The 12,355-nt window shown below is 64.2% G+C and carries 14 protein-coding genes; 8 read left to right on the forward strand and 6 right to left on the reverse strand.

Translation table 11 applies throughout. The annotated features are described in order from the left end of the window. The first annotated feature begins 155 nt into the window (after positions 1-155). Together BRA1417_RS0129270 and BRA1417_RS0129280 are read left to right on the forward strand one after the other, a co-directional pair. Positions 156-1,238, forward strand: coding sequence for a preprotein translocase subunit SecD (locus tag BRA1417_RS0129270; protein WP_027518830.1), 1,083 nt, complete (start codon positions 156-158; stop codon positions 1,236-1,238). Positions 1,239-1,507: 269 nt separating this feature from the next. After that, complete coding sequence (locus BRA1417_RS0129280; protein ID WP_027518831.1) at positions 1,508-2,314, forward strand: Crp/Fnr family transcriptional regulator; 807 nt, start codon at positions 1,508-1,510, stop codon at positions 2,312-2,314. 16 nt (positions 2,315-2,330) lie between these two features. Here the strand turns inward: BRA1417_RS0129280 and BRA1417_RS0129285 are convergent, their stop codons facing one another. Then, positions 2,331-2,972 carry a glutathione S-transferase family protein gene (locus tag BRA1417_RS0129285; protein ID WP_027518832.1) on the reverse strand — a complete coding sequence of 214 codons (642 nt, stop codon included), beginning with the start codon at positions 2,970-2,972 and terminating at the stop codon, positions 2,331-2,333. A gap of 66 nt (positions 2,973-3,038) precedes the next feature. Beyond that, positions 3,039-3,587 (reverse strand): cytochrome b, encoded by a 549-nt coding sequence (locus BRA1417_RS0129290; protein ID WP_027518833.1) that lies wholly within the window; start codon positions 3,585-3,587, stop codon positions 3,039-3,041. A gap of 173 nt (positions 3,588-3,760) precedes the next feature. On the opposite strand from BRA1417_RS0129290, the gene murI reads away from it, so the two are divergent. From murI to BRA1417_RS0129320, 6 genes are all read left to right on the forward strand, one after another. Beyond that, entirely contained in the window at positions 3,761-4,558 is a 798-nt protein-coding gene (gene murI, locus BRA1417_RS0129295; protein WP_027518834.1) for a glutamate racemase, read from the forward strand. Between the two features lie 61 nt (positions 4,559-4,619). Next, positions 4,620-5,393, forward strand: a complete 774-nt coding sequence (locus BRA1417_RS0129300; RefSeq protein WP_007612103.1) for an HpcH/HpaI aldolase/citrate lyase family protein — start codon at positions 4,620-4,622, stop codon at positions 5,391-5,393. Positions 5,394-5,478: 85 nt separating this feature from the next. Then, the gene (locus tag BRA1417_RS0129305; RefSeq protein ID WP_027518835.1) at positions 5,479-5,862 is read left to right on the forward strand and encodes a cupin domain-containing protein; all 384 of its coding nucleotides are present in this window, start codon (positions 5,479-5,481) and stop codon (positions 5,860-5,862) included. Between the two features lie 104 nt (positions 5,863-5,966). After that, positions 5,967-6,734 carry an acyltransferase gene (locus BRA1417_RS0129310; protein WP_027518836.1) on the forward strand — a complete coding sequence of 256 codons (768 nt, stop codon included), beginning with the start codon at positions 5,967-5,969 and terminating at the stop codon, positions 6,732-6,734. Positions 6,735-6,930: 196 nt separating this feature from the next. Then, entirely contained in the window at positions 6,931-7,548 is a 618-nt protein-coding gene (gene rpsD, locus BRA1417_RS0129315) for a 30S ribosomal protein S4 (protein ID WP_007602315.1), read from the forward strand. An 89-nt stretch (positions 7,549-7,637) separates the two neighbouring features. Next, complete coding sequence (locus BRA1417_RS0129320; protein ID WP_027518837.1) at positions 7,638-8,705, forward strand: low specificity L-threonine aldolase; 1,068 nt, start codon at positions 7,638-7,640, stop codon at positions 8,703-8,705. Here BRA1417_RS0129320 and BRA1417_RS0129325 read toward each other — a convergent pair whose 3' ends face one another. From BRA1417_RS0129325 to grxD, 4 genes are read right to left on the reverse strand one after another with little or no spacing between them, the layout of a single operon-like run. Further along, positions 8,706-9,968 carry a serine hydrolase gene (locus tag BRA1417_RS0129325; RefSeq protein ID WP_027518838.1) on the reverse strand — a complete coding sequence of 421 codons (1,263 nt, stop codon included), beginning with the start codon at positions 9,966-9,968 and terminating at the stop codon, positions 8,706-8,708. It abuts the gene before it with no gap. A gap of 1 nt (position 9,969) precedes the next feature. Next, complete coding sequence (locus BRA1417_RS0129330) at positions 9,970-11,256, reverse strand: serine hydrolase (RefSeq protein ID WP_027518839.1); 1,287 nt, start codon at positions 11,254-11,256, stop codon at positions 9,970-9,972. A 46-nt stretch (positions 11,257-11,302) separates the two neighbouring features. Next, complete coding sequence (locus tag BRA1417_RS0129335; protein ID WP_027518840.1) at positions 11,303-11,854, reverse strand: O-acetyl-ADP-ribose deacetylase; 552 nt, start codon at positions 11,852-11,854, stop codon at positions 11,303-11,305. Between the two features lie 3 nt (positions 11,855-11,857). Next, entirely contained in the window at positions 11,858-12,184 is a 327-nt protein-coding gene (gene grxD / locus BRA1417_RS0129340) for a Grx4 family monothiol glutaredoxin (RefSeq protein WP_027518841.1), read from the reverse strand. Positions 12,185-12,355 lie beyond the last annotated feature (171 nt).

Raw genomic sequence — 12,355 nt, forward strand, 5'->3', positions numbered from 1 at the left:
CGATAGAATGATCGATGATTTGGCGTTCGTCCATGACTTAAGGCTACGGCAGTCGCATTCGGATAAGAGGCTTTGAACCTCCGCGTCCGGTCCGGGGACCAAGAACATGCATCGGACTCGCCTGCCAGCGCCCTGCCGCAAGACTCGAGGAAATCATGACGACGCCCCTGCGGGACCGCGCCACACGGCTGATCGTCGCACTCGCCATGATGGCCGTGCTCGCGCCGACCAGCGCGGCGCTTGCCGAGGACAGCCAGATCGACAAGATGCGCGCCAAGATCTCGGCCTTCATCAGCGACAAGATGGAGAAACTCGGCGGATCGCGCATCGTCTACAAGGTGGACACCGATGGCCTGCGCGCGAGCGTCGTCACGGATTTGCGCGACGACGTCTACAAGAACCTGCGCGAGGGCAAGATCGCCTTCTCCGGTCTCGCGATCCGCGACGGCGGCGTCGAGTTGAAGATTGCCGACGTCAAGGGCCGCGAGCAACTCGCACGCAAGCTCGCCTCGGCCGCGGAGGGATTGCCGTCGCATACACTCGCCGTGACCGACGGCGGCGACGGACTGGTCAGGCTCGCGCCAACCAATGCGGCATCCGCCGCGCGGCTGCACGAACTCGTCGAAGATGCCATCGCGATGATCGAGCAGCGTCTGAAGGAGGCCGGCGTCCAGCTCGCCAGCGTCCAGCCCGATGGCACCGACCGCATCCGCATCTTCCTGCCCGGTGTGATGGAGCCCGAGCGCGTCACCGCGGTCTTCGCCCGAAGGGTCAGGGTCGGCTTCCGCCTGATCGACCTCTCGATGCCGCCGGACCAGGCGCAATCCGGCACGCCGCCGGCAGGCACGGAAGTCCTGCCCGGCTTCAAGGATAAGAGCCTTTATCTCGTCGCCAAGGACAGCGTGCTCGACGGCGACGACATCAGCTATGCGGGCCCCGGGTTTGCGAGCGCCACGAAAGAGCCGATCGCCTCGTTCCGCTTCAACGGGCGCGGCACGCGGCGCTTTGCCCACATCACCGAAGAGAATATCGCAAAGCCCTTCGCCATCGTGCTCGACGGCAAGGTGATCTCCGCCCCCGTGATCCGCGAGCCCATCACCGGCGGGACGGGCCAGATCTCCGGCAATTTCACCCTGGAGGAAGCAAACAGCGTCGCCATGCTGCTGCGCGCCGGTTCGCTGCCCGGCCACCTCGGCCTGGTCGAGCAGCAGGTCGTGCCACCCGCCGCCAAGCCCTGAGGCGGGAGATCGCCCTACGCCCACGCCTGGTCCCGCCCGTCGGCCGCCGAGGTCCACCACGCCGAGGCTCCCAGCCGCTAGCCCCGAATCGCGGGCGCGCCACGGCCATACGCACCGCCAAACAGGCAATTGCCGAAACGCCCGATCAGGCTAAAATTTGCCCCTTGCGGCACGGCGGCCGAAAGCTTCATTCAAGCGGTCGTCGTTCGATTTCGGCTATGGTGTCGAGAATACGACCGTGACTGAAGGCCTTACGCGGGGATAGTACCATGCCGTCCGGCAGCGCAGACATTTCGTCGATCCTCGACCGCATTCTCGAGGCGGCGACGGATAACCTCAGGATCGCGAAGATCCTGGTCCAGATGGGCCTCGATCCGAACAACGTCACCTATGACTCGATATTCAATCGGATGCTGGAGATCTTCGTCCAGAACATCACGCTGGCCAATATGTTCGCCGCGGTCGGGGCCGGCTTCTTCGTCGCAACTCTTCTGATGCGGACCATGGTGCCGCTGCGCGTCGCCAACATGGTCGGCTGCGCGTTCTTCGCCGTCTTCGGCGCGCTCTCCGCCAACGTCTCGACCTTCCTGCTCTATCTCCTGCTGCTACCGATCAACGCCCTGCGCCTGCGGCAGATGCTCAAGCTCGTCAAGAAGGCGCGCCATGCGGCCGAAGGCGACATGTCCATCGAATGGCTCAAGCCGTTCATGACCGAACGCAAATATCGCCGCGGCGACACGCTGTTCAAGCTGCGCGATCCGGCCAACGAGATGTTCCTCACGGTCACCGGCAAGTTCCTGGTCAAAGAGATCAACATCGAGATCCTGCCCGGAACGCTCATGGGCGAGCTCGGGTTCCTCACGCCGGACAACCGGCGCACCGGAACGGTCGAGTGCATCGAGGACGGCCAGGTGCTGACGATCACCTATGACCGGTTGCTCGAGATCTACTTCCAGGATCCGCAGTTCGGCTATTACTTCCTGGTGCTGACCAGCCAGCGGTTGCTGCAGAACATCGAGCGCCTGCAGAAGCAGCTGGCAACCGAAAGGGCCGCCACCACGAACAGGATCGCGTGATCGATCGCCTCACCACTCAGTTCAACAGCAGCGCCATGCCCGGGTCGCCCTTCTCCATCGCACGCCGATAGCCCGCCCGCGCGCCGATGCAGCCGAGATATTTGATGACGCTCGGACAGCGCGACAAGTCATAGGGCTGGAAGTAGCGCATCGTCGTGAGCGAGAAAACTGTCATGATGTCGGCGGTCGTGAAGGCGCTGCCTGCAAGATGTTCGGCCTCGCGAAGCCTCGCGTCGAGAAGGTCGTAGGCTCGATCGAGACGCCCCTTCATCGCGAGCAGGGTCGGATTGTCCTTGGCGAGATCGAGCCGGCTCAGGATCATCATCCGCCCCATGCCGGGTTGCAGGGTGCCATTGGCGAAATGAAGCCAATACAGAAACTGCGCGAAGGCGGGATCAGTGGGACCGAGCACGAGTCGGCCGTTGCCATATTTCGCAACGATGTAGTCGACGACCGCGCCGGATTCCGCGAGCACCAGCTCGCCATCGGTGATCACAGGCGCCGTGCCGGCCGGATGCAGCGCCTTGTACTCGGCCGGAGCCAGCATGGTGACAGGATCGCGCGTATAGCGCTTCAGCTCGTAGGGGATCTCCAGCTCCTCACACAGCCAGACGATACGCTCGGACTGCGACTTGCCGAGATGATGGACGGTGAGCATGAGGCCTCCTGAAGACATGAAGCAGAACGTGGGATGCGCCACGAGAACGCACAGGTGCGGTTGCGACTACGCCTCGTCCGTCACCATCCGCGCCATGACGCGGTCGCGGCGGATGAAATGGTGCCACAGGGCGGCGATCACGTGAATGGCGATCAAGGCGAGCAGCACATAGGCAAAGAGGATGTGGCGGTCTTCATAGGCGCCCGCTGCCGCGCGGTCGGGAGCGGTGAATTGCGGCACGTGAAACAGGCCGAAGAAGTCCGAATAGTCAGGCGCGTGCGCACCGGAATGCGCCCAGCCGAGCATGGTGACGACGATGACGGCGAGGTAGAGCGCGCCGTGGCTGACATGGGCCGTGACCTTCTGCCAGCGCGAGGTCTCGGCCGGCATGGTCGGCGTCGGGTTGACGAGGCGCCAGACCAGGCGCAGCACCGTGAGCAGCAGGATCACATAGCCGATATCGGCGTGGATCGAACGGTAGAAAAAGCGTTCGGGACGCGCCGGGATGTGGTTCATCCACCACCCGAAGCCGATCATGCCGATGATGGTCAGCGCCAGAACCCAGTGCAGCCATCGGGAAATGCTGCCCCAGCCGTGACTGGTATTTCTGATCATGTCGGCTCTCCGGAGTTTTGCGGGCCTGTCCCTATCTGCGCCGCAGTCCGGCAGCTGATATCGGGTCCATGCGGCAATCGCGAAATCGAATCGGTCCAAATTAGCCCTAAGCGCCCCTGCCGCAAAACCGCCCCAAAAACCGAATGGTAACCATGTCGGGCTAGGGTGATCACGTGACCAATTCCCCGACGATTCTGGTGTTCGATTCCGGCCTTGGCGGGCTCACGGTCCTGCGTGAGGTCGTGGCCGCGCGCTCCGACGCGCATTACGTCTACGTCGCGGACGACGCCTTCTTTCCCTACGGCCACCACAGCGAGGACGAGATCATCGCCCGCGTGGTGCCGCTGATGGGGGAATTGGTCGGCACGCACGATCCTGACCTCGTCGTCATCGCCTGCAACACGGCGTCCACTTTGGTCCTATCGCATCTGCGCGCCGCTTATTCCCTGCCCTTCGTCGGCACCGTGCCGGCGATCAAGCCGGCCTGCGCGCAGTCGAGGAGCCGGCGCGTGTCGGTGCTCGGCACCAAGGGCACGGTGAAGCGCGAATATACCAAGGCGCTGATCCGCGATTTCGCGCAAGGCTGCGAGGTGACGCTGGTCGGTTCGCCGGAGCTGGCCGCGCTGGCCGAAGCAGAGCTCAGCGGCTCTCCCGTCAGCGACGACGCCATCCTCGCGGAGCTCGCCCCGTGTTTCGTCGGCGATGCCGGGGACGCCGGCGCACGCACCGATACCGTGGTGCTCGCCTGCACGCATTATCCGCTGCTGCTCGACCGGCTGAAAAAGCTCGCGCCCTGGCCGGTGGACTGGATCGATCCGGCGCCCGCGATCGCCCGCCGCGTCTCGGATCTGCTCGGCCCGCACACCGGCGGCATCGCGCAATCCGGCGCCGAAATGATCTTCACGTCGAACCGCGTGCATGGCCTTTCGGCCACGCTGACGCCGTTCTTCGGCGGCCGCATTCCGGCCTGACCTTGCGCCTCGACGGCGCGCTGCTAGGCTCCGCCGTCGTCGTTTCCTGCAGGTTCTTCCCATGTCCGTCCCGACCACGCCCCTCAACCGTCTCCGCCAGCTCTGGCGCGAGGGTCGTCCTGCCTTCGGCGCGATCGCGACGATCCCGAGCGTGCAGACCGTGCAGATCATGGCGCGCTCACTCGACTGGATCATCGTCGATCTCGAGCATGGGCCGATTGGACTGACCGAAGCACATGCGATGATCGCAGCCACGACCGGCACACCGTGCACCCCGCTGGTGCGGATCGCGGCGAACGAACCGTGGCTTGCGAAGGCACCGATGGACATCGGTGCCTTCGGCATCAATTTCCCGATGATCACCAATCGTGCGGAGGCCGAGAAAGCGGTGCGCAGCGTGCGCTATCCGCCACGCGGCGATCGGCTCTGGGGTCCGTTCCATGCGCCATTCCGCTGGGGCCAGTCGATGCCGGACTACATGGCCAGCGCCGACGACGAGATGATCTGCATGATCACCATCGAGCACGTCGACGCCGTCAACCGCATCGACGAGATCATGGCCACGCCCGGCATCGACGTTGCTGTGATCGGGCCCGGCGATCTCGCCACCTCCATCAACAAGCGCGGCCAGATGGACGATCCGGAATTGCTGGAGCTGGTGGCGCGGGCCGAGGCCGGCATCCTCAGAAGCGGCGTGCCGATCGGCGGTGTGGCGCGTACCGCAGACCAGGCCAATGCCCTGGTCGACCGCGGCTACCGCGCGATCGCGCTCGGTTTCGACTGGTCGCTATTCCAGCGCGGCATTATGGCAGCGTTCGAGGGGATCAAGCGCTAGCCTTGAGCCTTGCCGGGAGTTTTGCCGAGAGTCTTGCCGGGAACCACGGCGCTGCTAGGCTCAGTCGTTCCAGGGAGGAAAAACCATGCTCAAAAAGACTTTGCTCGCTCTCGCCTTCACCGGCCTCGCGGTTGCGGCCTTCGCCCAGCAGCCCGGCATCAAGCGCACCCCGCTCCAGAAGGTCGAATTTCCCGATGGCTACAACACCATCACGGCCATCGCGGAGGTCCCGGCGGGCGGCGCGGCCGGTCGCCATACCCATCCGGGCATCGAGACCGGCTACGTGCTCGAAGGCGAGCTCAATCTCCTCATCGACGGGCAGCCGGAAAAGACGCTGAAGGCCGGCGATTCCTACCAGATCCCGGCAGGCGTCGTGCATGACGCCAAAGCCCACGGCGATAAGGCTATGAAGGTGCTTGGGGTTTACGTCGTCGACAAGACCAAGCCGCTGGCCTCGCCGGCGCCCTGATGCGGCGAACCGACCGGCCCCACGCGGGTTGGTTCGTGCTAGAGCAGGCGGCGAGCGGGACCCCGCTCGCTGCACAAACTTTAATCAGGGGAAACCAAAGAGCGATGCGCGGGACGCCCAACACCATTTCGCTGCCGCGTCGCCTGATTATCGACCTCATGCACGCCTCGATGGGCGTGCCCTTCGTGTCTCTGTCCCGATCGCTCGATATCGGCCCTCTGCTGGAGGCCCGCGCGGGCGCGATGGCGCCAGCCGGCTGGGCGGCCATGTTCGTCAAGGCTTTTGCCCTGGTCGCCAGGGACGAGCCGGTCCTGCGTACCGTCTATGCCAAATGGCCCTGGCCGTCGCTCTACGAGCTGCCGAAGAGCGTGGCCTCGGTGGCCATCGCTCGGGTCGAGGGCGGCGAGGAATGCGTGATCCCGCAGCGAATCGTGGCTCCCGAGGCCATGCCCCTGGCTGCGGTCGACGCCGAGATCCGGCGCGCCAAGACCGCCCCGATCGACGAAATTCCCATGTTCCGCAAGATCATGCGGGTGACCCGTCTGCCGCTGCCGCTGCGGCGGCTGTCCTGGGCGATAGGACTGAGTTTCGGCCGGCAGCGCGGCAACTGGTTCGGCAGCTTCGCGGTGAGCTCGGTGGCCGCCTATGGTGGCGGCGAGCTTCACCCGATCACGCCCGGCCCCTTCATCGTCAGCTATGGGATGGTCGGGCCTGAGCAGACCATCCATGTCGTGATCCGCTGGGATCACCGGATCACCGATGCCGCCCCGATCGCCCGGGTCCTGACCCGGCTGGAACAGGTCCTGAACACTGAAATCGCTGCCGAATTGCGTGCGGCCGGGTCGAAGCCGATCCGGGCGGTCGGGACGTGAGTCCGGGCCATTCGCATTGACAGCGAGCCCCAAATCCTCCTAAAAGCCGCTTGCTCGCGGGCCGATTTCGGCCCGCGAAGCGTTTCGCGACCCGTGGTCCTGTCCCTTAAGCTTTGGGATTGGACCTGTCAGTGCCGGGCTAGCCCGTCACACAGGAGGGCGCGTTTCCTCAAACCATGTACCTGAAGAGGACGCGATGACTAAGCGCAGTGAGGCGAAGTACAAACTCGATCGCCGTATGGGCCAGAACATCTGGGGCCGCCCGAAGAGCCCCGTGAACCGCCGCGAGTACGGCCCCGGCCAGCACGGCCAGCGCCGCAAGGGCAAGCTCTCCGACTTCGGCGTGCAGCTGCGCGCCAAGCAGAAGCTGAAGGGTTACTACGCCAACATCTCCGAGCGTCAGTTCCACAGCATCTACGTCGAGGCCAGCCGCCTCAAGGGTGATACCGGCGAGAACCTGATCGGCCTGCTCGAGCGCCGTCTCGACGCGGTCGTGTACCGCGCCAAGTTCGTCTCGACGATCTTCGCCGCGCGCCAGTTCATCAACCACGGCCACGTCAAGGTGAACGGCCGCAAGGTCAACATCTCGAGCTATCTGGTCAAGCTCGGCGACGTGATCGAGGTCAAGGAATCCTCGAAACAGCTCGCCCACGTCCTCGAAGCCAGCCAGCTCTCCGAGCGCGACACCCCCGACTATCTCGAAGTCGACCACGGCAAGATGACCGCGAAATACATTCGCATCCCCCATCTCTCCGACGTGCCGTTCCCGGTGCAGATGGAGCCGCATCTGGTCGTCGAATTCTATTCGCGCTAAGATCTGAATATCGAAAGGCCCCGGTTCGCCGGGGCCTTTTTGCTTAAAGAGCCACACTTCAGTGGCCGTTTACTTTCAGGAGGCGTCGCATGCTCTACACCCCTCCCCCGATCGATCCCAAAGCGCCGCCGGTGCGCATCAATCTGCTGTCGGACACACAGACAAAGCCGACACCCGCAATGCGCGAGGCGATGGCGCGGGCGGAGGTCGGCGACGAGCAGGTCGGCGACGATCCGACCGTGAACGCGCTGTGCGAGCGCGTCGCCGAGCTGCTCGGCAAGGAGGCAGCCGTGTACATGCCGTCAGGCACGATGTGCAACGTCACCGCAACGCTGGTGCATTGCCGTCCTGGCGACGAGATCCTGGCGCACGAGAGCGCGCACATCATCGCCCGTGAAGGCGGCGCGCATGCCGCGATCGGCGGCTTTCAAGTCACGCAATTGAAGGGACCCGACGGCCAGTTCACGCCGGAGACCTTTCGCAGAGCGCTGCATCCGCGCACCCGCTACCAGCCGCCGCAGACGGTGGTCAGCGTCGAGCAGACGGCCAATATCGGTGGCGGCACGATCTGGAAGAAAGCCGCGCTCGACGAGATCGTGGCTATCGCGAACCACCATGGCCTCGTCACCCACATGGACGGCGCGCGCCTGCTCAACGCCACTGTCGCGAGCGGCATCTCCCCGCGCGACATGACCGCGGGCTGGGATTCGGCCTGGATCGACTTCTCGAAGGGCTTGGGCGCGCCGATCGGCGGCGTGCTGGCGGGCTCGCGCGCCTTCATCGATGCGGTCTGGCAGTGGAAGCAGCGGCTCGGCGGCTCGATGCGACAGGCCGGAATCTGCGCGGCGGCTTGCATCTACGCGCTCGACCATCACGTCGAGCGGCTTGCCGACGATCACGCCAATGCGCGCGCGCTCGCCCGCGGATTGGCGCAGATCGCAGGCGTCGAGGTGCAGGAGCCCGAGACCAACCTGGTGTTCTTCAAGCCCGATGGTGCCGGTATTCCCGGCGACAAGGTGGTCGCGGCGCTGCGCCAGCGCGGCGTGACGCTTGCGATGATGGACGGCCGCATCCGCGCCTGCACCCATCTCGACGTCAATGCGAGCCAGGTCGAGGAGACGATCGGATATATCCGCGAGATCGTGCGCGGAGCGTAATCACCGCCCCATCGCCTGGTAGATCAGCGTCTTCAGCGCCAGTTGAATCCGGCCGCGCTGCGTCGGGGTCTGCACCATGAAGATCCCGAACAGATCGTCCTCGGGATCGATGAAGAAGAACGTGCCGCCGACGCCGTCCCAGCGATATTCGCCGAGCGGCCACGCAGTTCCAGGGGGCACCGAGGTGCGCACGGCGAAGCCGAGACCGAAGCCGGAAGACCCGCCCGGATAATAGTTCTGGTCGCGCGCGATCTTCGTCTCCGGCCCGATATGATCCGAGGCCATCAGCGCGATGGTCTCCGGTTTGAGATAGCGCCGGCCCTCAAAAGTGCCGCCGTTGAGCAGCATCTGGGCGAAGCGGGCGTAGTCGCCGACCGTGCCGACCATGCCGCCGCCGCCCGATTCCCATGTCGCGGGCCGCCTGATATCGCGGACCTGCGTCGTCGGATTGATGTTGCGATCCTCCGGCATCGGCTCGGCGATGCGCGGGAATTTGGCGGGATCGGCAACGAAGAAGGCCGTCTCGATCATGCCGAGCGGATCGAGCAGCCGCTCCTTCTCGAACTGCAGCAGCGTCTTTCCGGCAATGATTTCGACGACGCGGCCAAGCACGTCGGTGGAATAGCCATAGTCCCACACCGTGCCGGGCTGCTCGACCAGCGGCAGCGTGGCGATCTTAGCGGCGAATTCGGCGTTGGTCAGATTGCTGTTGAAGAGATTGGCGTCCGCGTAGACCTCGCGCACCATACCGCCTCCGTAATAGCCGTAAGGCAGCCCCGCGGTGTGACGCAGCAGATCCTTGATCGTGATGGGTCGCTCCAGCGGCTCCAGCGCCAGCGCGACTTTGCCGTCCTCCGCCTTCTTCTCGATGCCGACCTTCATGCCGGCGAAGGCCGGAATGTATTTCGAGACGGGATCGTTGAGCGACAGCTTGCCCTCCTCGACCAGCATCATCGCCATCACGGAGGTGACCGGCTTCGACATCGAGTAGAGGCGGAAGATCGTATCCGCGCTCATCGATAACTCGGTCGCGACGTCGCGGACGCCGAAATTCTGGTAATAGACCGCCTTGCCGTGCTGCTGAAGCAGCAGGATGGCGCCGGGAATCTTGCCGGTGGCGACCTCGTTGCGGATGTAGTCGGAAACCTTCGCCAGCCCCGCGGGCGAGAGCGTGTGGACCGCACGCCCCTCGGAACCCGCCTTCGCAACGATGCCGCCGGCGAGAAGAACGAGCGCCGCGATCAATGCGCGGCGCCCGAACATGTCAATTCTCCATCGCTTCATAAACCAGCTGCTTCAATGTCCGCTGCACGCGCTGGCGCTCGGTCGGGGTCTGCTCCAGCAGCACGAAGAACATGTCCTGCTTGGGGTCGATCACGAAATAGCAGCCGGAGGCGCCGTCCCATTTCAATTCGCCGAGATCGCCGGGAGGCGGCGGTTTTGCGTTGCCGGGATCGGTGCGCACCGCAAGTCCGAGACCGAAGCCGAAACCATCGCCGGGGAAGTAGAAATAATCGCGATCGACGCCCGACTTGGGGCCGATCTGATCGGTCACCATCAGCTTGAACGTCTCGGGCTTGAGAATCGTCTTGCCGTCGAGGCTGCCGCCGTTGAGCAGCATCTGCGTAAAGCGCTCATAATCGGCCATGGTCGTCACCATACCGCCGCTGGCGAACTGGATCTTCTTAACCACCGTCGGATCGTTGATCCGCCCGACCCGGAAATCGCTGTCGTTCGGCACCGGCTGCGCCAGCAGCTTCTGCTTCTCGGGATCGGTGACGAAGAAGCCGGTGTCGACCATTCCGAGCGGGGCGAGCAGCTTCTCCCGCTCGATCTCGATGAGCGGCTTGCCGGCCGCGACCTCCATGACCCGGGCCAGGATGTCGGTGGAATGGCCATATTGCCACAGCGCGCCCGGCTGGTTGTGCAGCGGCAGTTTTGCGATGCGCTCGGCGAACTCCGCGAGGTCGAAATCGCCGGCATAGATGTTGGCGTCGCGATAGGCCTTGCGGACGAGGCTGTCGCCGTAGAAGCCGTAGGTGACGCCCGAAGTGTGCGTCATCAAATCGTGCACCGTCATCGGCCGGTTCGGCGGCACCAGCTCGAGCGACTTGGTGCCGTCCTCGGCCTTCTTCTCGACGCCGACTTTCACGTTGGCGAAGGACGGAATGTATTTCGAGACGGGATCGTCGAGCTTGATCGTACCTTCCTCGATCAACTTCACTGCGACGACGGAAGTGATCGCCTTGCTCATCGAGAACAGGCGGAAGATCGTCTTGTCCGTGATCGGCGCCTTGCTGGCCGCGTCCTGCACGCCGAAGACTTCGTGGTAGACCGGCTTGCCATGTTGCTTGATGAGGACGTTTGCCCCGGCGATCTTGCCGGTCGCGACCTCGTTCTTGAAGAACTCGGTGATCCTTGCGAGCTTGTCCTTGTTGAAATGCGCGCCGGCCGGAATCTCGTAGGTGCCCTCCGCCCGCGCAAGCGACATCGTACCCAACGACACAAGCGCGGCGCAGACCAGCGCGCGCAGTCCAGATCGTGAAATCATATCCCCTCCCCGGAACATGGCCGGGCGGAGTGTACCGACCGCGTCATCAGGCACAAGGGCCGCCGTGCCGCGCCAAAACGTCCGCGTGCAGAGCCGCGCTCTTTTCCGAGAAACAACAAAATATGACGTCGACGACCAGCGGCGCGGCGGGAAGGGCTTGAATGGTCGCATGGACCGCAATCTTCGCTGCCTGGTCGGCCGGAAAGCCGTAAACTCCGGTCGAAATCGCGGAGAACGCCACGGAGGTCAGCTGATTGGCCCCACAGAGCTCAAGCGCACGGCGGTAGCATGAGCCCAGCGCCTGCGCCTCACCGCGAGTGCCGCCGTGCCAGACCGGGCCGACCGCATGGATCACATGGGGCGCAGGGAGAAGGTAGCCCTTGGTGATCTTGGCATCGCCGGTCGCGCATCCTCCGAGCTTCCGACACTCGGCCAGAAGCTCGGGCCCGGCCGCCCGATGGATCGCGCCATCGACGCCGCCCCCACCCAGCAGCGACGTGTTGGCCGCGTTGACGATGGCGTCAACGCTCAGCGTGGTGATGTCAGCAACGATGACCTTGAGCTCCGCGCCGCCGATCCGGCGCGTCAGCTGGGTCACCTATCAGGCCGCGACAGCGACGCCCTTTTCGGTGAACAGCTGCTGCAATTCACCGGCCTGAAACATCTCGCGGACAATGTCGCAGCCGCCGACGAACTCGCCCTTGACATAGAGCTGCGGGATGGTCGGCCAGTTCGAAAAGTCCTTGATGCCGTTGCGGAGTTCGGCGGATTCGAGAACGTTGAGGCCCTTATAGCCGACGCCGATGTGGTCGAGAATCTGGACGACCTGGCCGGAGAACCCGCACTGCGGAAATTGCGGTGTGCCCTTCATGAACAGAACCACGTCGTTCGACTTCACTTCGTTGGCGATGAATTCCTCGATGCTCATATCCGTGTCCTTCTGGGGCGGAGCCCACTCCAATCGCTTCGGGCTGGCTCAGCCGATTTAACCCGATCCTTGCCTATATATGTAGCCCAAACCGTTGTGCATCCAAAGTAAAATGGCGGCGAGCGGCCCCTGGGCGGACCGCTCTAGGCAGCACCGGCCCATTGCATGATG

Source organism: Bradyrhizobium sp. WSM1417, assembly GCF_000515415.1.
Lineage (GTDB): Bacteria > Pseudomonadota > Alphaproteobacteria > Rhizobiales > Xanthobacteraceae > Bradyrhizobium.

Bases quoted from the DNA above. Each gene is read 5' to 3' on its own strand.
- BRA1417_RS0129305 (WP_027518835.1), top strand. From the start codon at position 5,479: ATGCTCAAAAAGACTTTGCTCGCTCTCGCCTTCACCGGCCTCGCGGTT.
- BRA1417_RS0129300 (WP_007612103.1), top strand. From the start codon at position 4,620: ATGTCCGTCCCGACCACGCCCCTCAACCGTCTCCGCCAGCTCTGGCGC.
- BRA1417_RS0129330 (WP_027518839.1), bottom strand. From the start codon at position 11,256: ATGATTTCACGATCTGGACTGCGCGCGCTGGTCTGCGCCGCGCTTGTG.
- BRA1417_RS0129320 (WP_027518837.1), top strand. From the start codon at position 7,638: ATGCTCTACACCCCTCCCCCGATCGATCCCAAAGCGCCGCCGGTGCGC.
- BRA1417_RS0129325 (WP_027518838.1), bottom strand. From the start codon at position 9,968: ATGTTCGGGCGCCGCGCATTGATCGCGGCGCTCGTTCTTCTCGCCGGC.
- rpsD (WP_007602315.1), top strand. From the start codon at position 6,931: ATGACTAAGCGCAGTGAGGCGAAGTACAAACTCGATCGCCGTATGGGC.
- grxD (WP_027518841.1), bottom strand. From the start codon at position 12,184: ATGAGCATCGAGGAATTCATCGCCAACGAAGTGAAGTCGAACGACGTG.
- BRA1417_RS0129310 (WP_027518836.1), top strand. From the start codon at position 5,967: ATGCGCGGGACGCCCAACACCATTTCGCTGCCGCGTCGCCTGATTATC.
- BRA1417_RS0129280 (WP_027518831.1), top strand. From the start codon at position 1,508: ATGCCGTCCGGCAGCGCAGACATTTCGTCGATCCTCGACCGCATTCTC.
- BRA1417_RS0129290 (WP_027518833.1), bottom strand. From the start codon at position 3,587: ATGATCAGAAATACCAGTCACGGCTGGGGCAGCATTTCCCGATGGCTG.
- BRA1417_RS0129270 (WP_027518830.1), top strand. From the start codon at position 156: ATGACGACGCCCCTGCGGGACCGCGCCACACGGCTGATCGTCGCACTC.
- BRA1417_RS0129285 (WP_027518832.1), bottom strand. From the start codon at position 2,972: ATGCTCACCGTCCATCATCTCGGCAAGTCGCAGTCCGAGCGTATCGTC.